Raw genomic sequence first — 25,596 nt, 5'->3', positions numbered from 1 at the left:
ACGGCCCCACCCGCTACCTGCACGACAAAGACCTGCAACTCATCCAGAACGTCTCGGACACCGCCGGACCGGTCAACAACCTCACCCCGGCGAACACACCCCGCAACGACGTGCACACCGACTCGCGGGCCATCGGCGTCGAGATCGAGGGCCGTCGCCACCAGCTGATCACCACGGGCAAGCTGGACTACAACGACGTGCTGGTCAAACACGTCAGCGGCAACGTCGAGATCAAGGTCGACGGTTACTACGCCCGCGACAGCGAGGGCAACAAGATCCCCGGCAAGGTGTCCATCGGTGAGGTGGTCAGCGCCCCGGCCAAGGTCCTGCCCCGCGAGGACCGGCCGGACCGCTCCGAGGTGATGTCGCTGACCCGGGAGGCCAACCGGCGTCTCGACGGCATCACCCCGGGCGAGCAGAAGCCCCTGCACGACCTGTTCCCGGCATCCGAGGGCTGGCAGGTCACCAGCGAGGGTGAGCGGGTCGAGGTGCTCGGCCGGGTCCTCAACCCGAAGAGCCAGCCGTACACCCAGTACACCGTGGGTGTGCCGATCGCCGGCGCGACGAAGCTGATGAGGTACGTCGCCGAACGCTCGTCCCGAGTCGCCACCGACAACGCGCCCCGCAGCCGGCGCGGCATCATCGAGGACGGCCTCGACGTCGCCGCCGACGTCGCCGCCAGGTACCGCGCGTGGGCCGGGCCGGACGCGAAGAACCTGGACGCCGAGGAGATCTCCGGTGTCATCGCGCTGATGTACCCGCACGTCGCGGCGCTGTCCTACAGCCACGTCGCCGACCTCGCCGACCAGGACGTCCGGATGGTCAAGAGCTACCTCGCGGTGGCCTCCCGGACCGCTCCACGGGCCCTGCACGCCGGCCTGTCCGAGAAGGCCCGCGAGTTCCTCGACGAGAACTCCAGCGAGGTCAACGACCTGATCAACCAGAAGTTCGGCGGCACCCTGGCCGGCGACCCCGCCGTCGTCCAGGTGCTCAAGGACAACTTCCTGCTCGACGAGGACGGCACGTACGACGTCACCAGCGGCCGGGTCGACATCCTGGACGGCGCCACGATCCAGGACTACCTGGACAACGCGCTCCTCGGTGAGGACTCCAGCGTCGAGTTGGACCAGTCGACGTTCCTGGAGACCCATTTCACGAAGCTCGACGACAACGGTGGGCGCCTCACCGACCACCCGCTCGTCGTGGTGGAGCTGCGCGCCCTCGCCGCCCACCAGGACCTCGACGGGGTCGAGCGGTCCACCGAGGACCTGGCCGCCCTGGTCGCCGAGATCAACCGGGACGTCCCGGTCGCCGACGCCGACCGTCTCACCCAGCAGCTCGACCAGGTCGACGGCGAGATCGCGGACGGCGCCGACGCCCTCCAGTCCCTGCGGGACGACGTGGCCACGCTGGCCGGCCCGGCACCGGACTGGCTCACGACCGCGGTGGACTACGCGGACAACCCCCGGATCGAAGGTGCCCGGCTCGACGACCTGGCGGACCGGACCCGGCGGACCTGGCACACGTCGGCGCGCGAGCTGGACGCCGCCCGGGCGGACGGCGCGGTGCTCGACACCGTGCTGCAGAACGCCCGGGCACAGGGGGCCGACCTGAACAGCCCGGACGTGCAGCGGTTCGTCGACCTGGTGGCCCAGCACCGCCTGGCCCTGCGCCAGGCGGGCAACGTGGCCGAGGACGTCCAGGACGATCTCCGCGACGTCGAGAAGCGGATGCAGGACTTCGAGGGCGTCGCCGACCGGGTCAAGCGCGAGATGGGCATGGTCGCCCGGTCCGCCTCGGCGCTCCGGGACCTCCAGCCGATGATCGACGAGCAGGCGGACGGTGCCGAGCGCCTCGCCGACCGCGCCGATTCCGCGCTGGCCACGGTCCGCACCGCGATCGCCGACTACCGCGCCGATCCGGCCAAGGCCGATCGGGCGGTCGCCGGCCTGCGCCAGGCGGGCACGGCCGCGGGCCAGATCGAGAGCCGGATCGACGCGGTCCGTGACGCGGTCGGGGCCGCTGTCGGCCGGCGTCCCGGCGATGTCGGTGACCTGGTCGGCCGGATGGAGGAGGCCGTCGAGGAGCTGGAACAGCGTGTGGAGGACGCCACCGACTCGCTGGACGCCGCCGAGACCGGACTGGCCGCCGCGATCACCCGAGCCGGGCACGGCAGCCGCTACCTGGCCGATGCCCGTCCCGTGTTCGAGGACGCGATGGCCGCGGCCGAGAGCCTCGGCTACCTCGACGACTCCGACTCGGACTCGGACTCCGACCCGCAGGACTGGGCGGACCGCTCGGACGACGAGGACGCCTTCCTCGGCCGCCCGTCACCGCTGGGCCAGGGCCGGATCGAGAACGGCCGGACGGACCCGCGGGAACCGTCCCGGGGCCCGGACACGGTCCCCGCCACCACGATCGACGACCTGCGCTCCGGTGTGACGCCACGCCGGGCCGACACCGCCGCCTACGACGTGGTGCACACCGGCACCACCGTCGGACCGGTGCCCGCGATGGTGGCCGAGTCGTACGCCGCGGCCGGCCTGGACCTGCCCACCACCGGCGCCGTCGCCCGGCCCGCCCTCGATGCGGTCACCGGGCCGATCGCGTACGACCACCGCGTCCTCACCACCGGCGACGGCCGCACGGTCCACGACTTCACCGTCAAGGTGTTCCTGGACGCCAGGGACCCGGCCGCCGACCAGGCGAAGGACCAGGTCGGACGGCGGGCGAAGGCAGCCGTGGCGGCGGTCTTCAACAACGGCTACCGGATCGGCGACGGCCAGTTCAACGTCCACGTCGACTTCGTCACCGACCCGGCCGACGCGCACACCGTGATCGCCCTGCACGGCCCGGACGACGCGCCGGCGACCACCCAGACCACCTGGTCGACCGCCTCGGACGACCTGGACTTCGCCCACGAGATCGGCCACTACCTCGGCCTGTACGACGAGAACGTCGACAGACATCTGACCGACGCCGACGGCAACCCCGTCCAGCGCATCCTCAACCGGGACGCGGGATCCGCGCACGTCTTCGCCGACAACTCGATCATGACGTCGGCCGACCCGGCGGACCGTCCCCAGGTGTTCCAGCGGCACCTCGACCAGATCATCCGGATCCGGGACACCGCGCTGAGCCCGGATCGCGGCGACCTCGGCCCGGATCCGGCGCCCCGGGTCGACCGTCCCGGCGCGCTCGGCACCCGCCCGGCCGGTGGCCTGGAGACCGAGGGCCGCCGCCACGAGCTGACCTCGGACGGCGACATCGGCTACAACGACGTGCTGGTCAAGCACGTCAGCGGCAACGTCGAGGTGAAGGTCGACGGCTACTACGCCCGCGACGCCGACGGTAGGAAGATCCCCGGCAAGGTCTCCATCGGCGAGGTGGTCACCAGCAAGCCGTTCGCGATGCTGGGCCGCGAGAACCGCCCGGACCGGGCCGAGGTCGTCGCGCTGCACTCGGACGCGGTCCGCCGTCTCGACGGGCTGGCCGAGGGCGAGCAGAAGTCGCTGGCCGAGGTGTTCCCGGCGGACGAGGGCTGGGTCGTCACCGACGCGGGCAAGGACGTCGGGGTCAAGGGCCGGATCCTCAACCCGAAGAGCGAGCCGTACACGCAGTACTCGGTGGGTGTCCCGGTCGCCGGCCTGACGAAGCTGCTCAAGCACGTCGCCGACAACTCGTCGAGCATCGCGACCGACAACGCGCCCCGCAGTCGCCGCGGCATCATCGAGGACGGCCTGGACGTCGCCGCCGACGTGACGGCGAGGTACCGCGCGTGGGCCGGCCCGGACGCGAACGCTCTGGACGCCGACGAGATCGCCGGTGTCATCGCGATCATGTACCCGCACGTGGCGGCGCTGTCGCACACGTACGTCTCGGAACTGGCCGGCCAGCCGATCCGGATGATGAAGAGCTACCTCGCGGTGGCCTCCCGGATCGCGCCGCAGGCCCTGAACGCGTCGCTCTCCGAGAAGGCGCGCGAGTTCCTGAGCGACAACGCGGACGACATCAACGATCTGATCAACCAGAGGTTCGGCGGCACCCTCGCCGGCGACCCGGCCCTGCAGGACCTGTTCCGGCGCGAGGGCATCCTCGACGACGACGGCCGGTACGACTTCAGCGACGGGTACCTGCACAACCGCGGCCGGACCACGATCCGCGACTACCTGGACAACGCCCTGCTCGGTGAGGACGCCGACGTCGAGCTGGACCAGGAGATCTTCCTCAGCACGCACTTCGCGTCGCTCGACGACAACAACGGACGTCTCGCCGACCGGCCGCTGGTCGTGGTGGAGATCCGGGCCCTCCGCTCGCACCAGGAGATCGAGGGCGTCCAGCGGTCCGTCGAGAAGCTGACCGACGTGATCAACCAGATCAACCGGGAGATCCCGACGGCCGACGCGGACCGGCTCGACGACCAGCTCACCCGGGTCGCCCCGGCGATCACCGAGGGCGCCGACGAGCTGACCCGCCTGCACGAGGGCGTCACCGAGCTCGCCGGCACGTACGAGAGCCTGATCGACTACGCCCGGGAGGGGCACGCCTCCCGGTACACCGCGATCCGGGCCGGGGTCGCGGATCTGCCCGCCCGGGCGACGAAGCTCCGCAACGACTTCATCGCGCGGATGGACCAGGTCGCGGCCGAGGGGAACCAGCTCCTGGAGACGGCCCGGTACGCCCGGGCTCTCGAGATGGACACCCGTGATCCGGCCGTCCGGCGGTTCTTCGACCTGGTCGACGGTCACCGGCAGGCCTACGTCCTGGCCGACCGGGCGTTCCGGGGGATCCAGCGGGATCTGGACACCGTCCCGCGGGAGATCAAGCTGGCCGACCGGGCGTACGCCGACACCCGGGACCGGCTGATCCGCTCGGCGGACTTCGCCACCAAGCTGGTGGGCGTCGCCGACACCCTCGCCGAGCACGCCGACGTCACCCGCCGCCTCGCCGACCGGGCCGGCGCCGCCATCGACAACGCCCGCGCGGCGATCGACGACTACCGCGCCGACCCGGCGAAGTCCGACCGGGCGGTCCGCGGTCTGCGGCAGACCGGCATGGCCGCCGGCCAGGTCCGGGACCGGGTCGACCAGGCACGGACCGCGCTGGGGGACATCGCCGGAGGACAGCGTCTCCGGGGTGACCTGGGGGATGTCGTCGACTCGCTGGTGACCGCCATCCGCAGCGACAAGTCCCGGATGCACAACACCGGCAACCTGCTGCTCGATGCGGAGACCGCGTTCGAGCGGGCCGACGGGAACATCCGGGGCACGCTGCAGTCGCTCGACGACCGTCTCGACGGTGTCGCCGGCACGGCGCTGGGCATCGCCGAACGGCTGGGCTTCGGGCCGGAGGCGCAGGCCCGGGCCGCGGAGTCGGACGACGACCCGATCGTGCTGTCCGACTCCGACGACGATCTGCTCGTCGACTCGGACGACGAAGGCGACGCGAGCGCCGTGGGCGCCGACCCGGGGCGCTACCGGTTCGCGCCGGACGAGACAACCGTGGAGACAGCACCGGACGAGACAGCCGCGGGGACAGCACCGGACGAGACAGCCGCGGAGACAGCACCGGAAGCGCAGCCGATGCCGGCGGCCCAGCCGCAACGGGTCGACGCCGGCATCCTGCTGGCCGGGCCGGACGACACCGCCACCCCGAGGATCGCCGCGCGGTTTCCGGCGAACCCGGAACGGTTCCACGTCTTCACGCACGCCGACAGCACCAGCCTGCGCGTCGGATCCGACCGGGTCGGCCCGGACCGTCTCGCCGCGATGATCAGGGCGAACCCGGACTGGCACGGTCAGCCGATCGTCCTGGTCGCCTGCGACACCGCGGTCGACTCGGCGAACGGCTTCGCGGCCCGGTTGGCCCGGGAGTTGCCCGGCACCCGGATCGTCGCGCCGCGCGGCATCGCCTTCGCCGGTGCCAGCGGCCACGTGGTGGTCTCGAACCCGGACACCTACGACGAGTTCGGCATGCCGATCGTGGGTGAGGTCACCGCCGACTCCCGGTGGTTGTCGCTGGTCGCCGGGCCGGACCCGGACGCCGCGGTGCAGGTCACCGAACTCGGCCACGTGCTCAGCCCGTCCACCGCCCTGGGCGAGCCGGACCCGGACGGCCTCGCCGCGGTGATCGACGAGTACACCGCGACGACCGCCGCCGACCTGGGCTCGTTCTCCCCGGAGGCGCAGCGGGTCGTCGACCGCATCGGCCGGGTGCTGCCGCTGGCCGGGAACGCCCAGCAGTGGCAGGAGACCGCGAACGCCCTCACCGGCACGGCCGAGGCGATGTCGGCGGACGTCCGTACCGGCATCGCCGAGCTCCGGCAGGACCCGCACGCCGGTGACCCGGCGGTCCAGCGGTCGCTGACCGGTGCCCAGCGGGAACGCACCACCATCGACGGCTTCCGGGAGAACGCCGTCCAGGCCCGGCACCTGACCGCCCGGACCACCGCGATCCTGGACTCCCTCGCCGAGGTGCACCACGACTTCGACCGGGTGCTGTCCGACGGCCGCCGGTACGCCGCCCAGGCCACCGAGGCGGCCCGGACCGCGCAGCAGGCCCGCCGGGACCTCGACGCCACCCCGGCCGACCAGCCCGAGCAGCGGGCCGTGCTGCACCGGACGATGGCCGAGGCGTTCGCCCGGTCCAACTTCGCCGCGGCGCACACCCGCGAAGCGCGCGACCGGGCCGCGGAGCTCGCGGCCGCGTTCGCGCGCGGTCCGCTCGCCGGTACGCCGGAGACGATCACCGCCCGGCTCGAGAACACCCGGGCCGTGGTCGAGGACCTGGTCGACCAGGAGGCGGCCGCCCACCGTGCCTTCGACCGGGCGGCCGGCCGGATCGAGGACGCCGGCGACCGGCTGACCGATCTGAATCAGCCGACCCCGGACCCGGAGCCCGCGCCGACGACCGAAACGGATCCGACGACCGCGGCCGAGACCGCGACGGACGCGGAGACCGGACCGGAGGCGGAGGAGACCGGCGACACCCCGCTCCCGACGGCCGACGCCATCCGGGCGAACCTGCCGGACTACCTGCGGGACAGCCACACCCTCGGCATCGCCGAACAGTTGCTGGCCACCGAGGACCTCAACCTGGACGCCGCGCTGCGGACCCTCGGCACCCGGCTGTCGAGCACGATCATCAGCCGTACGCAGGACGACGCCGTCGACGACGTGGACCAGTTCCTCAGTGGTCGGCCCATCCCGGTCACGATCGACGGCCGTCCGGCCGAGCTGCGGGTGAAGGGCACCTTCGACTGGGACGCGATGACCGTCGTGAAGGTCCGCGACACCCCCGGCAAGATCAGCTCCAAGGTGCAGGAGACGGTCACCCACAGCCTCAAGCACAACCGGGACCGGCGGATCGACCCGAAGGCGACGGTCAGCGCCGCACCCGGCCTGGTCGTCGGGGTCGGCGGCTCGGTGCCGGTGGCGCCCGCCGTCGAACACTCCACCGCACACAAGAGCAAGTACACGTCCACCACCACGGTCAAGGTCGCCGACCTGGCCGAGGTCCGCGTGCCGATCACGTTCACCGCCCAGTTGTCCGAGGCCGGGAAGCCACTGTCCGACCCGGTGGAGGCGACCGGGACCGTTCTGCTCGGCGTACCGTCGAATCTGACGAAGCCGGCGGCGAACGAACCGGCAGATCCCACCACGGTGTTGCCCGCGCCGGTCCCGGCGCAGTTCGGTGTGGAGAGCGTCCGCAACCGCCCGGCGCAGCCGGAGGAGACGTTCTTCGACCAGGTCGAGGCGATGCTCATCGCGGACGGGCTCGGCGACCTGGTCCGGGTCGGCGCGCCCGGTCGCGGCACGATCCAGCAGCTGTTCAGTGCGGCGAACTTCTCCGGCAACCTGGCGAAGATGGTGGTGACCGATCCGGACAACCGCCACGACGGCTGGATCCGGTCCGGTTCGCTGCCGCGGGCGGCCGAGAAGGGCTGGCGGCGCTACTTCCCCGGTCGCAGCCGGCAGATCGAGGTCCGCCTGGTCGCCCGCCGTCTCGACGAGGTGGAGAGCGTCGCCGAGGCCTCACACGTCGACACCTCGGCGCTGTCCGGGGAGAGCACCGACACCAACGCCGCCAAGCGCCTCTGGAGCGTCTGGGGTTCGGTCGGTGGCGGTCTGGACGTCGCCCCGCTCAGCCTGGTCATCGCCCCGCGACTGGGCGGCAGCCACGAGCGCGGCTTCACCCAGTCGATCGTCGAACAGACCGGTGACAAGCAGATCCTGAAGGCCACCGCCCCCGGCGTGCGCTACCAGGGTGAGTACGGCGTGCAGGTCCGCGTCCTCGGCCGGAGACCGACGATGCTGGCCGGCCTGGTGGAGACGTTCCAGTGGACGACCCGGGACCGGGTCCGCGACACCGCCCTGGACCCGCGGGCGCGGGAACGCGCCGAGCAGTGGCACGGCCGGACCGGCCGGGCCCGCACCCACTTCGCGCCGAACCGCATCGAGCGCGGCGACTCGTTCGGTGGCGCCTTCATCACCCGGCTCGGCGACGGTGGGCTCTACGACGCGGTGGCCGACACCGTGCGGTCGCTGCCCGGCAACGACGACTTCCGCCTGCCGAGCCCGGACGAGTTGCTGCGGCACTTCGACGACCCGGAGTTCGCCGGCGGGCTCAGCCCCGACGTGCAGGCGGCGCTGGCCCGGGACGCGGAGACCCGGACCCAGCTCTCCCCCGAGCAGCTGCGCCACCTGGCGAACCGGATCGTCGGGCCGGGCCTGAAGATCCCGCTGGTTCGCAAGGGCACGTTCCTCGACTACACCACCGTGGTCACCATCAAGGGCACGCTGAACAGCCTGTCCGACGGTGACGTGATCGACCGCGGCACCAGTGAGGCGTCCGACAAGAAGCGCAGCAAGACCACCGTCACCGGGGTGACCGACACCAGCAAGTCGGTGGACCTGAGCCTGGAGACCCGGGTGCTCGGCCCGATCGGCCGGGCCGCCTCCACGCTGCTCGGCGGACCGCGGGCCGGCGTCACCTGGGGCGACACCGACGAGCACGGGCTCACCGGTGGTCAGGCCGCGGAGAGCAGCCACGGGCCGTCACTCGACGAGAAGGGCAAACCGGCCGGGGTGCCGCTGCGCGAGTTCGCCGGCAGCCTGGATCTCAGCATCTCGACGCAGACGTACGTGCGGGCCAACCAGGCCGGCCGGTCGCTCTCGGTCGGTTCCTACGGCCGGGGCGTGCCGACCGTCATCGGCGCGATGCAGCAGGCGCCGCGGACCAGCCGCCTCGACGTCCGGATGCTCATCCCGGAGAGCAAGGTCTCGCAGACCCGTCCGGACCTGCGGCCCAGTCCCCTGCCGCGGGACCGGGAACGGATCGAGCACCCGCTGCCGATCGGCATGATGACCGGCGGTTACCCGCACGACCTGGACGGCCGCCGGGTGGAGTCGTTCGTCGGTGCGGACCGGCTGCAGGACGCCGTCATCGAGACCCTCGACGAGGCCGGCGACGACGCGATCTACACGTTCGAGGACGGCCGGATCTCCACGGTCATCGCGGACGAGCTGTCCCCGGAGCGGCTGGCCGGCGACGCCGAACTGTTCAGCCGGCCGCTGACGCTGAGCAACCTGTGGCACGGCCGCCGGGCCGAGGACGCCAGCGGTGACGTGCGGGTCCGGCTGCGGCCGACCAACCCGAAGGTGCTGGAGGAGACCGAGTTCTCCCGGATCAAGCGGACCTTCGCCGGCGGCTCGTCGAGCAAGAGCAAACACGGCCGGTCGATCGAGCTCAGCGCCTCGGTCTCCGGCACGGCCGTCGCCCGCGGCCCCCGCGCCGACCACGGCGACAGCACCACCACACCGGGTGCCGCCGTCACCCTCTCGGTCACCCCGTGGCGCCGGGTCTGGGGCAAGGTCCAGGAGAAGAGCCTGGCCGGCGTCTCCAAACTGCGGATCAGCGGGCGCCCGGAACGCGAGCTGCTGGTGCAGGTCGACGTGGACGCCGAGATCATCGCCGAGGCCCGGCACGACAGCAACATGCCGCTGCGGCTCTGGCCCGCCTCGCCGACCAGCCGGGCCGGCCAGCGGCTCACGCTGCCCGGTGCGGTGATCATGCGGATGACGCCGTCCGAGCTCAAGGCGATGCAGGACCGCGACCGGATGCGCAACCACCAGTTCTCCGACGTGCGCCTGCAGCTCCAGCACGCCGAGCGTTCCGAGGCCCTGCGCGCCGCGCATCTCGAGCAGCGCACCCGTCTGTCGCAGGCGCAGGCCCGGGAGTCCGGGACCCTGATGCGGCGGCAACGAGCCGAGACCAACAACCTTCATGGGTACGCGGCGCGCATCGACCGTGATCTCGTCGGGCGTACCTTCACCGAGCAGTCCACCCGCCACCAGCGCGAGCAGGACCGGCTGACCACCGAGCACACCGAGGCCACCCAGCACCTCCACGACGTCCAGCGGCTGGAACGCGACGTCCTCACCGCACACCAGCAGACCGAACGCGACCTCGTCCGCAACGAGCAGGAACGGCAGAACCGGGACGCGGCCGCCACGAACGTCCCCGCGCACGCCGCCCAGCCGCAGTTCCGGCCGGGACCGCAGCGTTCCCTCGGCATCGGCGGCGTCGCCACCCACGTCGACCTCGGCAAGCGCATCCCGCACCTGCGGCACCGGCTCGCCGAGGCGACCACCGAGGAACTCGCCCACGCGATCCTCCCGGTCGAGCTGGGGCGCAGCGCGTACGACAACGTGCGGGCGATCAGCGGCAGCAGCTTCATCGGCGCCGCCAACCTGCACCTGAGCAGCGCCCTCAACGGCGGGCGGACCGAGACGGTCCGGATGGAACGGCGGTTCGGCGGTTCGGCGTACCAGGTGACGCTGACCGCCGAGCCGATGCAGGAGTCCCGGTTCACCGGGATCACCATGGTCGACGAACTGTCGATCACCGACCGCAGCACGATCGGCAGTTCGGAGACCAGCTCCAGCTCCCGGACCGTGGGCGCGGTGACCGTCAGCGCCCGCGGGCAGGGCACCGAGACCGACAAGGTCGCCGGGGACGCCGCGAACACCACCGGGCCCGGCGCGACCAGCACCACGGTGGGCGGCGGGCTGACCGCCACCGCCGCCCTGGACGAGCGTGGCGCCAAGGAGACCCGCGGCGGCGATCACACCTTCGAGCAGTCCCTGACGGTGTCCGGCCCGGTTCCCACGTACCGTGGCAAGGTCCGTTTCACGGTGACCGTGACCGGTCCGGGACTGCCGCCGACGGGTGTGTCCGTCCAGGACATCCACGAGGTCACCTCGCTGTCGGCGTCCGAGGGCCGGCCGCTCGCCACCTCCGACCCGGTCACCTCGATCCCGGTGTCGCAGACCTCCGAGGTGTCCCGCCGGTTGTGGCGCGAGGCCGACGGTTTCGACCGGCTCCCCGAGCCGGGCCGGTTCGCCGTCGAGGACGTCCTGGTCGACCTGCCCTCGCTGCACGAGGCCGCCGCGCAGGCGCTGACCGACTCGGGCGCCGAGGTCGACGCCGAGACCCGGGCCGCGATCCGCAACGCCCTGACCGTCACCCAGGCCAAGGCGCTGCCGGCCATGCAGGGCGGCGTGATGCAGCTGCCGATGCCGACCTCGCTCGGCCGCGACCTGCACCTCGACGCCCGGCTGGTGGCGAAGCCGAAGCCCCTCCGCGCCGACGCCGGCGTCACGATCGGCGGCTCGGCCAAGCGCAGCCGGGAGACCAAGGCCGAGCAGACCGCCGGGCACTCGTTCACGCTGCGGATGAACGGGCCGATGGTCACCTCCGGGGCGAACCACCCGGGCGGGGCGAGCAAGGTCGGCGAGCGGGAGACCTTCAACTCGGTCACCGGCACCACCTTCATGGAGCAGCAGCTCTACCGCACCGATCCGTCCGATGTGGTCAAGGACGAGAACAAGATCGAGTCGGTGAAGGCCACCGCGAAGGCGACCGAGCAGGCCGACGACGACAACAAGGTGACCCAGGCGCTGGAGTACGGCGTCGAGTTCCGGTTCGTCGCCACCTCCCAGGACAAGCTCGGCAAGCACCGGGCCGGCACCGAGGTCCGGGTCCCGGGTGGCTACGTGATCCGGATGGACGACGCCGCGGCCACCGCCCGGACCGGCCGGGAGGTGCCCGCCGAACAGCGGGCCACCGCCCTCGCCGTGGCCGACGCGACGAAGACGTGGACGACGGCGGCCGCCACCCTGGACGGCGTGGACTCCCGGGGTGACGACCGGGCCGACGCCGAACGCGCCTACGACGACGCCGAGAACGCCTGGTGGGACGCGTACCAGGCGCACGAGGCCGAGGTCGCCAAGCCGGCCGGGACGACCGAGCCCCGGGAGTTGAGCCTCGACGAGGTGGTCACGGTCCCGCTGCTCAACGCGCGGGGCGAACTGGTCGGCACCGGCTTCCCCAGCCGCGACGGCGACGCCACCACCATGCCGCGGTTCGCCTCCGCGGTCGACGACGCGGACCTGGGCACGTACCGGCGGTTCGAGGAGGGCCCCGGTTCCGGGCACACCGACGAGGCCACCCCGTGGAAGGGCCGGCCGGTCTACTTCGACGTGCACGGCAGCCGGGACGGCTTCGCGGTCCAGCTCCGGGACGGCAGCCAGGTCAGCCTCACGGGTACGCAGTTCGCCCGTCTCGCGGCGCAGAGCACCGCCCTGCGGGACGCCCGCAACGGCACCCGGTCCCCGGTCGTCCTGCTCTCCTGCGATGTCGCCGCCCTCTCCGAGCAGGGCGGCCCCGCCTTCGACTTCTCCGCTCAGCTGCGCGACAACCACCTGGGTGAGACGTACGCGTCCACCACCCGCACCTACACCAACCCGATCGGGCAGGGTCAGGTCCATCTGGCCGTCGGCGACGGGGGACGGTTCGTCCGGTTCGGCGACACCCCCGGCAAGCGGGTCGGGTTCGCGGCGCCCGCACCGGAGACCGCGCGCCCCAAGGGTCCGGCCGACTCCCCCGAGAACGTGTGGACCGACCGCGCCCAGCCCTCGGTCCCGCCGGACCCTCGGCTGCCGATCGCCACCAACCTGTCGCTCCGCGACGTCATCCACGACACCCGCCGGGACCGGTACGGCGACCCGCTCGGCGTGTTCTTCCCGCTCGACATGCCCACCGACCGGATGATGCGGCGGGCCGCCGACTTCTCGTACGACAGCACCTACAGCGTGCCGAACCCGTACTACCCGGGCACCTTCGACCGGGTGCCGACGCCGTGGGCCGGGTTCACCATCCCGCCCCGGACGGTGAACGCGGTCAGCGGCGGCACCGGTTACGCCGTCATCCGCCTGCAGAACCAACGGCTGGTCCAGGTCAGCGGCGCCGACCTGGCCCGTCTGGCGATCGAGGCCGGACTGTACGACGGACCGGACGGACCGGAGTCGTCGGTGGTGCTGTGGGGCGGCTTCCAGGGCCGCGACCAGTTCCCCGGCGGTCTGGCCCACGACTTCGCCGAGTACGCGTACCGGCAGGCCGGCCGCGAGGCACCGGTCTTCGCGGCGGACGCGATGACCGACTTCACCACGTTCTCCAGCATGGTGCTGCCGCAGGGCGGTTCGTTCCAGCGGTTCCGGCCGGCCGCGATGGACTTCGAGATCGAGAGCGTGACGGCGACCAGTGTCGTCTCCGACTCGCCGAGCGACGACACGGTCGTGCCGGACGCGTACACCACGCCGGCCGAGCCCACGCCGCCGTCCCGGGTGGTCGCGGACGCCTCCGGCACCCCGGTGGTCTTCTCCACGGTCACCGACCCGCAGCTGTCCCGCGAGGTCACCGCGTTCGCCGGCGACCTGCGCGACTCCGGCATCCGGCACGTCGTCCTGGAGACGTCGCTCGGCGGCGGCCAGGTCGACCGGCAGATGCTCGGCTCGCCGTGGGGTGCGGACGCACACCGCGAGGCGGGCAAGCCGGTCCCGGTGTTCCTGCAGCGCTCGGCGGACGGCACCGGCTTCTCGATCAGTTCCCCGGACGGCACCCCCCGCGTCGTCCAGCCCCGGGACCTGGCCCGGCACCTGAACGCCGACCCCGCTTTCCGGTCGCTGGACCGGTCCGGGTTCAACCGGCCGCTGGTGCTGGTGGTGCTCGGCCCGAACGGCGGTCTCACCCAGGCCGAGGCCGACGCGGTCCTCGAGGGTCAGATCGAGGCCGGCGGCTACCGGCGGATCTTCTACCCGCGCGGCGCCGGCGTCGCGGTACGCGTCGGCGTCCGGCCGTCACACGGCACCGTCCTGACCGTCAGCGAGGGCGCGTTCGGCCTGGCCCGCCCACCGCTGCTGAGCGACGTCGAGGTGTCCGGCCTGCCCGGCGACCGCGGTGTGCGGCTGCCGAGCGGGCAGCCCGGCGACACCACGGCCGACGCCGCCGTCCACACCGGAGCCCGCGACGGCAAGGACTTCGGCATCGCAGTCGACGGCGACGGCACCCGGGTGCGGGTCAAGCCGCCGGGCGGCCGCACGGTCGAACTGACCGGTTCCGAACTGGGCCTGATGCTGGCCGACCACCCCGCGGTCAGCCGGGTGGTGGCGACCGAACCGGATACCGGGTTCGTCCTGCTCTCCCCCGACGCCGGCCGCGTCGACCTGCCCGGCAACGTGGGACGTGACCTGGCCGACGCCCTGCCGATCGACCCGGAGATCCGTGCCGTCTGGGCGATCCCCGGCGACGTGCGGTGGCCTGCCAGCGGCCGGCTCGACGTCTCCGGTGCCGGCCGCCCGGTCCGGATGGCCGCCGGACGGTTCGGCGGCGACAGCGGCACCACCGACTTCGACGCCCGGCCGTCGTACTCGGCGCCGCCGCCACCGGTCGCCCCGCAGCCCGCCGCTCCCGCCGTGACCCCGGTCGTCCCGTTCGAGGCCCGTCAGCTGCGCGACCGGGACGGCACCACGGTCGCGTACTCGGCGGTCACCGGTGACCGGCACGCCGAGGTCGCCGCGTTCACCCGCAGCCAGCGGGCCGGTGGGCTGAACTCGTACCTTCGCGACAACCGGCTCGTCGGCGCAGCCTGGTCGCTGAACGCCGACCGACCGGGTGGACGGCCGATCACCGTCTTCGTGGAACGCTCCGCGGACGGCCGGGACTTCCTGGTCCCCGATCCGGACGGGAACACCCGGCGGGTCGCGGCGGCCGACCTGATGCGGACCCTGCACCGGGAGACCGGGCTGCCCGCGATCGACGACGCGGCCTGGGCCAGCCCGATCGTGCTGGTCGTGCTCGGCTCCCCGGCCGGGCTCACCGACCGCGAGATCACCGACATCACCGCCGGCCAGTCCGAGGAGGGTTACCGCCCGATCTACGCGCCGACCGGCGACCGTGCCCGGATCACCCTGACATCCGGCTCCTCGATGCAGCTGACCGGCGGCGAGTTCACCCTGCTGGCCGAGCCGGCCCGGCCGGACCTGGTGATGCATCCGCTGCCCGGCGGGCGTGGTCTCGCCATGCCGCTGCACCGGCACGTCGGCGACATGGTCCCGATGGCCATGGTGTCCGGCACCGACCGGGGCAACGCGCCGTTCTCCATCGCGGTGAACGGTGACGGTGTCCGGGTCTGGGTGATGACCCACGGCAACCGCAAGCTGGAGATGACCGGTTCCGACTTCGGTCAGCTCCTCGCCCAGCACCCGGCGCTGCGCAAGGCCCTCCGGAACGACCCGTCCCTGCGGGTCCTGCTCGCCTCGCCGGAGTCGTCGCGGACCGGGCTGGGCCGGCACTTCGCCCAGGGTCTGGGCCTGGCCCCGTCCCATCAGGTCCTCGGCCTGCCCGGACCGGTCTTCTGGGACGAGAACGGTCACCTGGACGACGACCCGGAACTGGCGCCCGTCCCGGTCGACGGCAGCACCGCAACGCCTACACCGCCCCGCCCGGCGACCCCGCCGGCGCCCGCTCCGGCGCCGACCGTCGACACCGTGCCGTCGCCGGAGCCGGACTCGGTTCCGTTCTCCGGGGACAGCCAGGACCTGCTCCCGCCGCTCGAACTGCGCGACTCCACCGGGCGCGTCTTCGGCATCAGCTACGCGCAGAGCCGGACAGTCCGCGACCAGGTCGCGGCCTGGGCCCGCAGCCAACCGGTCGAAGCCCTCGGCAAGGTCGACACGTACGACGCGGAGATCGGCGCGGGCACCCCGTCGCGGCACACCGCCGGCTGGGCGCCGAGCCGCGGGCGACGGCCGTTCGTCGTCCACTTCGACCAGTCGGACGGCGTCGAGGCGTACGCCCCGACCGTCGGCGGCGACAGCCGGACGCTCTCCGCCGACGACATCATCACCAGGATCAACGACACCGGGCTGTTCGACGTCCGGGGTGCCGGCACGGACGCGTCACTGGTGCTGCTGTCGCCGTTCCCCGGCTCGCACACCACCCCGGGCAACCTGGGCCACGACCTGATGGCCGCCGCCCAGCGCCGCTACGGCTACCGCGGTGATCTGTACGCCCCGCAGACCGCCCCGTCGTTCACCGGCGGCAAGCTCGCGCTCGACTTCGGCGGCGACTTCGCGCACTTCTTCGCGGGCCCGGCCGGGATGTCGTTCGACGACGACGCCTCGGACAGCGACTCGGCGGCGCCCGCCCCGGCACCGAAGCCCGACCCGGAACCCGAACAGGCCGACGAGGAGGCGGAACTCCGCGCGAGCCGGGAGATGCACGACGAGGAAGTCATGTTCGACCCGCCGTTGCGCACCCCGGCGGACTTCCAGGACCCGCTGCAGGGCAAGCCCCCGGCGCCGCCGAAGTCCAGGATCGCCGAGGCCCGGCCGGTTCTCGACCCGCTCGGTGAGGTCTTCGGCATCTCCCTGCTGTCCAAGAGCGAGGACCGGGACCGGCTGCGCCAGTTCGCCGAGGACACCAGCTATTTCGCACTGGACATGGTGCACTCCACCGTGGACGGCAAGGACAAGGCCCGAGCCGCGCCGTGGGCCCGGGACTCGAAGCGCGAGGGCGGCCGTCCGCTCTTCGTCTTCGCCCGCAACGGCTTCAACAGCCAGGAGATCGAACTGCCCCGGCGGGACGGCACCGACGACCGGATCCACCCCCGGGACCTGGCTCGTGAACTGGCCAGGAACCCGGACTGGCAGAAGGTCGACAGCGGGCCGTTCAACCGGCCGATCGTCCTGGTCCTCATCGGCGCGATGGGCGCTCCCGTGCCGAAGCAGGTCGCCGAGGACGTCCTGGACGGCATGATCGCCACCAGCGGTTACCGCAAGGTCTACTACGCGGCCGGGCAGTCGTGGCTGCCGAAGAACAAGACGGCCAGCTATCTCTATCTGGACAACGGCAACTACGAGCTGGTCCGTGGCCCCCGGGCGTCGGATCTCACCGTCGAGGCGCTGCCGGACGGCCGGGGTGTCGTGCTGCCGTTGCCCGGCGACGCCGCCGACGTGGCCCCGGCGGTGCGGTCCTCCTCGGCCACCGCGCACGGCGGGACCTTCCTCGTCGGCGTGGCCGGTGACGGCCACCGGATCTGGGCGGCCACCGGCAACGGCGGCCGCCGGGTCGAGCTCGACGGCGACACCTTCGCCAAGGCGCTCGCCCAGCACCCCGACGTCAGCCCGGCCCTGGCCAAGCCACCCGCCGGTGGCATCAAGCTCGTCTCGCCGCTGGCCGGGGCGCGCAACGAGGCCGACTCCGCCGGGTACGACTTCGCCAACGGTCTGGGCGTGGACACCAGTGATGTCCGGGTCACCGCGACCGTCGGTGTTCTGCCGGCCAGTGGGCCGTCACAGCGGATGGCCGAGGTCAAGTTCGAGGACGTTCGGGCCATCAGCCTCACCAGCAAGCAGTCCTACACCGGGCCGGTCGGCGCCTTCTTCCCGTCCCCGAACGACTACCAGTACATCCTGCCGACCGAGACCGATCAGTGGCTGGAGCGCGTCAGCGACTACAGCATGGAATCGTGGGCGGACGAGAGCGGTTTCGTCTCCGACAAGAAGACGCCGTGGGGCACCGCCCTGCCCGCAGTCCTCAAGCTCGGCTCGACCGACAACCAGACCATCGCGCTGCGCGACGAGAACGACAGCGAACGGAAGATCACCATCGCGCCCGGTGACGTGGGGCGGCTGGCCCTGGCCTCCAAGGCATTCCTCGAAGCCGCCGCCGAGGACAACGGTCACCTGATCACCAGTGCCTCGGCGACCGGCGCGAACCTCCGCGAGATCCTGGTGCTGCTGCCGGCCGGGTTCTCCGAGACCGCCGCCGCACAGGTGGCCGACAGCGTGCGCGACGACATGCGGCGGCACGGGTTCTACCGGACGGTGCACACCGCCGTCGGCACCCGGATGACCGAGTTCGGCCGGCTCACTCTGCCGACCTGGATGCGCACCGACCGGCCGAGCCCGCTGACACCGCGGGACGTCGAAATGCGCCCGCTCTACTACGCCGACCGGCAGCTTGCCGGTGTCTCCCTGCCCGCCAGCCTGGACGACCCCGGCCTGGACCGGCAGTTCGTCTTCAACACCCTCCCCGGCGGCCCGCTGAAGTACACCAGTTACATCGGCGAGAGTTCGTCCGGCGCACCCGAGTACGACCTGCGCCGCAAGGACGAGAAGTGGGACGCACTGATCCTGACCCACGGCATGAAGGCCGCGTTCTGGATCCGGATGCGCAACGGCAACCGCCCGGACCGGTTCGGGGTGAACGGTGACGTCCTCGCCGACCTGCTGAACAACGGCCGTTACCTGGCCAAGTTCACGCCGGACAAGTTCCGCGGCTACCTCGGCGTGGTCTGCCACATCGGCAACGAGCCCTGGCCGGACGGACCGGCCTCGGCCTTCGGGCGGCGGCTGCACGAACTCGGCGACAAACGCGGCATCACCGCCGGCAGCGACACCGTGTCGATGGGCTTCGTCCACGGCACCCTGGGTGTCTACCGGTCCGGCGTCTACACGGCGTTCCCGCCGGCCGGGGTGGTGCACCCGACCGACCCGTCCGGGCCGGGCATCCTGCCGTCGCTGCCGCCCACCACCCGGACCGGGCCGGCACCGGACAACCAGAACGGCACCGCACCGGCGCCCGAACCCGAGACGCCGGCCGTGCGGTGGCGCGACGGCCTCAAGATGTCCGAACTGCGGGTCGTCGCGTACGTCGACGCCACCGGGCGCATCAACGGGTACGGCTTCCCGATCGGCGACGACATGGCCCAGCGGTTCCGGAGCAACGCCCGGGGCGCGGAGGCGACGACGTACGAGTCGTACTCCGGCGGCTTCGGGGTAGGACGGGTGCAGACCCGGCAGGTGCCGTGGGCCGGGCAACAGCCGCACTTCTCGCTCTTCGTGCCGCCGACCCGCAACGACGCCGGTGTCCGGGTGATGCACCGCAAGGACGGGATCATCGAGATCCCCCGGGAACAGCTCAGCGCGATCATGGTCCGGGGCGGCCTGTTCAAGCTGCCCGGCGTCACCAGGTACACGCCGATCGTGGTGTGGACCTCCGCGGCGAACGCCGACCCGTCCGCCGGGCCGGTCCAGGAGATCGGCGACGCGCTGCGCACGCTGGGCCACCGGGGCCAGGTCTTCGGTCCGACGACGGACCTGCGGATGAGCCGGACCGGCGCGGCGCTCAGCGGTGGTGGGCGGATGCGGGCGTACGGCGACGCCCCGGGCGACGACGCGATCAACGGACCGGAATCGGTCATCATGCCGCAGGTGACCGCGACGGACGACGACACGGAGCAGGTCTACCCGTGGCGCGAGGACGCCGCATTCCGGCCGACGCCGGAACCCACTCCGGAGCCTTCGCCGGAGACGACGCCGGAACCCACGCCGGTGGCGACCCCGGTGCAGTCCGACGACGAGTCCGACAGCGACGACGACGCGGGCCACACCGGTCCCCAGGCCGACGAATCGGACAGCGATTCCGATGACGACGCTGGTGACGACGACGCGGCCGAGGAGAGCGACAGCGACGACGACCAGCCCACCTATCAGGACGAACCGCCCGCGCAGTCGATCAACTACAACCCGCCGCGCCCGCAGACGCCCCCGCAGGACGACAGCGACGACAGCGACGACGAGTCCGACGACTCCGGCAGTGAGAGCGACGACGAGAGCGACGACGACCAGCCCACGCCTCAGCCTGCCGCCCAGCCCGTCTACCAGGACGAACCGCCCGCACAGTCGATCAACTACAACCCGCCACGTCCGCAGACACCCCCGCAGGACGACAGCGACGACAGCAGCGAGAGCGAAAGCGAAAGCGACGAGAGCGAGGACGAGGCCACGCCTCAGCCCGCCGCCCAACCGGTCTACCAGGACGAACCGCCGGCCCAGTCGGTCAACTACAACCCGCTGCCGTCGCAGGCGCCCACCCCCGACGAGGACGACGTCATCGTCGTCATCGAGGAGAGCGAGAGCGAACCGGAGCCCGAACCCGAGCCGGAACCCGCTCCCGAGCCCGAGCCGGTGGTCACGCAGGTCCCGTACAGCATCGTGACCCTCGTCGACCGGCACGGCCGCACCTTCGGCTTCGGCATGCCGTACGCCGGTCGCACCAACGACGACGTCCAGGCGGACGTCAGCCGGATCAACAGCGGGAAGCACAGTTCCTACGCCCGCCTCGACCGGCACGGCCAGATGACCACCAGCAAGACGACCCCGTGGGGTGGCCGGGACATGGCCCGGCCGTTCTGGGTCGACACCCGGAACCTGCTGCGCGACAGCGACCCGGATCTGAACGTGGTGGCCAACTCGGCGAGCGGGGCGAAGGTCGCCGACCTGCTGATCAACACCGTTCCGGAATTGACCGGTGCCGATCAGCGCAAGCCGATGGTTCTGCTGGTCGGGAACATGGGCCACAAGGACGACGACCCCACGGCTCCGGCCCGGCGGTTCATCCGGCGGCTGCGGGAGCTGGGCTATCTCGGCACGGTCTACGGCCCCACCGGCGACCTGCGGTTCAAGCCGGAGTCCCGGTACGCGGAGAACTGGCTGCGCATCCAGGACGGCAGGTTCGTCCGTCTCGAGAAGGAACCGGCCCCGCCGCGCAGGACGAGAAGGTAGGAATCCGTGAAGGACGGGCAAGTGCCCCCGGCGTCCGGCCGTCCGGCCGCCGCGGTGTGGTCGAATACTTCCGGACGGAGCCGGGCGGGAGCGGGGGGAACGGTGAACGACGACGACGCCGTGGCGCGGTCGCACCGGATGCTCCTCGGGCTGGCCGGCCGGGTGCCGGACGACGTCCTGGCCGCCGCCCGTCTGCGGCTCGCCGACGGGATCCGGACGTCCCTGGCCGACCCGGTGGATCGGGCGCACTCGTTCTCCGCCTCCACCGATCCGGACGGCCCCGCCCTGCTGGACCTGACCGGGACCGAGCAGCCGGATCCGGTCGACCGTGTCGCCGTCGAGACCGTCGCCCGAGCATCCGGGGCGCGGGCCCTGTGGCGTTCGTGGCGGGCTCCGGCGCCCTGGGAACCGGCCGGGACCGCGCCGACCCGGGTCTACCTGCTCGAGGCGGCACTCGACGGCGCCCCGCTGGCCCGGCTGACCGCCGCCGCGATGCGGGTCCTCGTCACCGCGGGCCTGGAGTCGCCGCAGTTCGAGGCGTACCCCATCGGCTTTGATCTGGGCTCCTATCACCGTCTGGCCCGCAGCTCCTCCGCGCTGCTCTGGGCCCACGGTGATCGGCGGCCGCTGCGGCTGGCGCGGGTCTTCGATCGTGGCGGCGCGGCCGGCGTGGGTTTCGACGACAACCACGAGATCCTGTCCGCGACCGAGACCGATCAGATCGCGGGTTATCTGGAGGGCGGCGAGCCGATCCTGGTCACCACCCGGACCGCCGGCGATGTCCTCGCGCCGGACCGCGGGCCGGTCGTGCCCCTGAGTTTCCGCACCGACGGCCAGTGGATCTGGACCGAGACCGTTACCTACTACCTGCGGGAATACTCGCTGGCCCCGGACCGTGAGCTGCTCGGCCACATCCGGGCCAACGGGTACGCCGCCGTCGACGTCGACGCCGCCGCGGAGCACCGTGCGCTGGCCGTGCTGCTGACCCGTGCCTGATCGGAGAATCATGACTGACCAGCCGGACGAGACCTATCTCCTGCTGATGGACCCGGAGTGGCAGCGCCGCGAGGGGGACGAGACGCCGCCGATGCGGTCCGTGGTCGGCCTGTGGCCGTTGTCCGCGGACGGCGTGATGGGCCGGTTCCGCAGCAACCCGGAATACATCCCGCTGCGCCCGGAGTCGCCGACCGACCCGATCGACGCACTGCTGCGGCTGGCCATGCGCGGCGACGCGACGATGGAGCAGGTGCAGCTGGTCCTCCGGGACACCCTGCTCGACCTGGCGATGAACGGCGACGGCCGCCCGCTGGTGGTGCGTTCCCCCGACGACGTGCCGTGCGTGGTGGTGGCGACCTCGGCACAGCATCAGGCCCGCACGTTCGCGCCGGAGTGGCACCGGATCGAGCTGGACACGCTGATCGAGCGGCTCGCCGACGGCATCGACGTCATGATCAATCCGAACGGCCCGGCCTCGGTCCGGTTGACCGGCGACTTCCTGCGGCACACCGCCACCCTCAGCGCAGAGGAGGTCGCCGCGTTGCAGGCGACGTTCCGTGGCGAGGAGAGCGTGACGGTCGTGCCGTGGGAGATGGGCGCCCGATGACCACCGAGAACTACCTGCTGCTGATGGACCCGGACTGGCCGTCGGACGAACTCGCCATGAGTGCCGTCGTCGGCATCTGGCCGGTCGGCGCGGACGGGGTGGTCGGCGCGTTCCGCACCAACCCGGACTACCGTGCCCGCGACGCGGACGCGGTCGCCGACCCGGTCGACGCGCTGTTCCGGCTGGCCCTGCGCGGGCAGGTGCAGGCCGAGCAGATCCAGCTGGTGCTGCGCGACTCGCTCTTCGAGGTGGCCCTCAACGGTGACGGCCGTCCGCTGGTCATGCGCTCGCCGGACGACGTGCCGTGCATGGTGATCGCCACCAGTCAGCCGCGCCGGGAGCAGGCCAGCGCGCCGCAGTGGCGCCGCATCGACCTCACCGAGCTGGTGTCGCTGCTTCCGGACCGGGTGGACGTGCTGTTCAACCCGGGCAGCCCGGCGCCGTTCCGGCTGATCGGCGACTTCATCCGGGAGACGCTGATGATGAGCGACGAGGAGATCACCGAGGCGTACGAGGTGGTCCGCGAGTCCCTCGGTGAGCGGCAGCTCGAGGTCGTGCCGTGGACGCTGTGAACGACGATTTCCTGCTGCTGATCGACCCGGCCTGGGCGGACGAGGACGGTGATCCGCCGTTCGAGGCGGTGATCGGTATGTGGCCGGTCGAGGCGGACGGTGCGATGGGCCGGTTCCGCAGCAACCCGGAGTACTTCCCGCGGTTCGAGGACTCGCCGTCAGACCCGGTCGACGCGCTGCTGCGGCTGGCGCTGGACGGCGAGGTGGAGATGGCGCAGCTGCGCACGGTCCTGCGCGACTCGACGTTCGACCTGGCGATGAACGGGGACGGTAACCCGCTGGTGGACCGTTCGCCCGACGACGTGCGCTGCGTGATCGTCGCGACCAGCGCGCCGCACCGGCAGCGGGTGGCCGCACCGGACTGGCGCCTGGTGGACCTGGACCAGCTGCTGGTGATCACCGCGGACGAGGGTTACGACGCCCTGGTCAACCCGGGTGGCCCGGCACCGGTCCGGCTGGCCGCCGACTTCCTCCGGCAGACCGCGCGATCATGAGCGCCGGTCTGCTCCACCTGCTCTGTCTGCGTGCCGCCGGCCGGATCCCGGACGAGGAGCTGGCCGAGCTGCGATCGCTGGTCGCCGCCGGTGACGGGACTGCCTGCGCGGCGCGTCTGCTCGGCGCGTTCCCGCAGGCCGAGGAGGAGATCGCGGCACTGGCGACGCTGCTGCCGCCGGGCACGCCGCTGCCCGCGCCGGCCCCCGACGACGCGGTGGACGCGCCACCCACCACGCCGTTCATCCCGTTCCCCCCGGCTGACCTGCCGTTCTACGGCAAGAGCTCGCCCCTGGTGGTGGACGAGACGGTGGGCGGGATCGTCGACGTGTTCGACCAGGCGCTGCTCGGCACGCTCGACCAGCGGCGGACCACCGGGGTGTGGCGCAGCTGGCGGATCGACCTCGGCCCCGGCGACCAGGCGACCGCGGTCCGGGTCTACCTGGTCGAGACGATGCTGCCCAACGACGAGCTTCCGCAGGCCGCCGAGCGGGGGCACCGCGCGCTCGCGGCGGCCGGGCACGCGGGCCTGGTCGAGGTGTTCCTGCCCGGTCTGCCGCTGCCGGCGTTCCAGCGGGCGGCGTTGTCGCGGTCCGCGCTGATCTGGGCGCCATGGCCGGCCGGGGAGGTGCGGACGGCCGCCGGCGGTCCGGCCACCGCGGTCCTGGACGACGACGAGATCCTGCCGGTGGTCACCTATCTGCGGTCGGCCCAGCCGATGACCGCCGACCTGCGGACCGACGGCGCCTGGGTGTGGCCGTCGACGCTCGCCGACCGGGTGCTCGAGGAGGGCGCGATGACCGATTCCGATCTGCTGCGTCACGTGCGGGCGCGGCTGCTCGATCCGGAGGACCCGGCGGACACCGTCGCCGTCCACCGCGCACTCGCCTCTCTGGTACGCGCCGGAGCACTCCCGTGACCGCCACCCCGGTCCTTCCCCGCCTGCACGTGCTGCTGCTCCGGATGGCGGGCTGGACGCCCGACGACGTCGTCTGCCGGTTGCGTGCCCAGCTGGCCGAGGGCCGGCTGTCCGAGGTGGCCCGTTCGATCGTCGACGTCGTGCACCGGGAACGGGTGCCGGTCCACCCCGACGACGCCGGTCTCCTGGCCGCCGTCCTGTCCGGCGCCCCGGAGATCGCCCTGCTCGGCGGGGCCGTTCCGGCGTCCGGTGGGGTGCGACCCGCGCACGCCTTCACGGCCGGGCCCGCGTCCCCGTACGATGCGATCGCCGTGAATGCCCTCGAGCAGATCGACCGTCCGCTGGGTCTCTGGCGGTCGTGGCGTTCGACGGTCCCGGTCTACCTGCTGCACACCGGTGCGGAACCGGCCGCCCTGCCCGGCGCGACCGACTGGCTGCAGGGTGAACTGGCCCGTGCCGGTCTCGCCGAGCCGCAAGTCGAGGTGTGGGCGCCCGGCATCGCACTGCCGGACTACCAGGGTCTGGCCCTGGACCACGCCACCCTGCTGTGGGCCGCCGAGCCGGAACACCCGGTCACCGTGGCCCGGGTCTTCGACGGGTGGGATCCGGTGCAGGGCGGCCGGTTCGACGCCGACCATCCGGTGCTGTCGGCCGGCGACGAACTGGCCCGGGTGCTGCGCTACCTCGAACAGGGCCGGGTGCTGATGAGCACCCCGGTCCGGGAACCGGACGTCTTCGACCCGGACGCCGGCGGCCTGATCCCGATGACCTTCCGCACCGACGGCCGCTGGATCTGGACCGACGCGGTCATGCACTACCTGAGCATGTACGCGCTGAGCCCCGACCAGGAACTCCTCGACCACATCCGCGGCCGGGAGCACACCTTCACCGAGCCGTCCGAGGTGGCCACACACCGGGCTCTCCGCTCCTTGATATCCGTGCCCTCATGACGCGCCTTCATGAACGGGTAGGAAGATCGGTCCGTTGGGGCAGGAGACCCCCCGCGGTCTCTCTCCTCGATCACCGGCATGGTCGAATGCG

Annotated in this window: 7 protein-coding genes; all 7 read left to right on the top strand. The window is 72.3% G+C overall.

What is annotated here, in order from left to right; all coding sequences use genetic code 11:
* Positions 1-110: 110 nt before the first annotated feature.
* Positions 111-20,969, top strand: coding sequence for a hypothetical protein (locus tag WH85_RS51765; RefSeq protein WP_211275487.1), 20,859 nt, complete (start codon positions 111-113; stop codon positions 20,967-20,969).
* A gap of 102 nt (positions 20,970-21,071) precedes the next feature.
* A complete protein-coding gene (locus WH85_RS29935) occupies positions 21,072-21,965 on the top strand; it encodes a hypothetical protein (RefSeq protein WP_052720897.1) in 894 nt (297 codons plus the stop codon).
* Between the two features lie 10 nt (positions 21,966-21,975).
* Positions 21,976-22,572 (top strand): type VII secretion system-associated protein, encoded by a 597-nt coding sequence (locus WH85_RS29930; protein ID WP_045745379.1) that lies wholly within the window; start codon positions 21,976-21,978, stop codon positions 22,570-22,572.
* Positions 22,569-23,144: a type VII secretion system-associated protein gene (locus tag WH85_RS29925; RefSeq protein ID WP_045745378.1), complete on the top strand. Its 576-nt coding sequence runs from the start codon at positions 22,569-22,571 to the stop codon at positions 23,142-23,144. Before WH85_RS29930 ends, WH85_RS29925 begins: the two co-directional genes overlap by 4 nt.
* A complete protein-coding gene (locus WH85_RS29920; RefSeq protein ID WP_211275486.1) occupies positions 23,132-23,638 on the top strand; it encodes a type VII secretion system-associated protein in 507 nt (168 codons plus the stop codon). The genes WH85_RS29925 and WH85_RS29920 overlap by 13 nt, the downstream gene beginning before the upstream one ends.
* A complete protein-coding gene (locus WH85_RS29915) occupies positions 23,635-24,555 on the top strand; it encodes a hypothetical protein (RefSeq protein ID WP_045745376.1) in 921 nt (306 codons plus the stop codon). The genes WH85_RS29920 and WH85_RS29915 overlap by 4 nt, the downstream gene beginning before the upstream one ends.
* A complete protein-coding gene (locus WH85_RS29910) occupies positions 24,552-25,505 on the top strand; it encodes a hypothetical protein (RefSeq protein WP_052720896.1) in 954 nt (317 codons plus the stop codon). The genes WH85_RS29915 and WH85_RS29910 overlap by 4 nt, the downstream gene beginning before the upstream one ends.
* The last annotated feature ends 91 nt before the right edge of the window (positions 25,506-25,596 follow it).

This window comes from Actinoplanes rectilineatus, from assembly GCF_000962825.1.
GTDB lineage: Bacteria > Actinomycetota > Actinomycetes > Mycobacteriales > Micromonosporaceae > Actinoplanes > Actinoplanes rectilineatus.
This window is presented reverse-complemented; position numbering and strand designations above follow the sequence as displayed.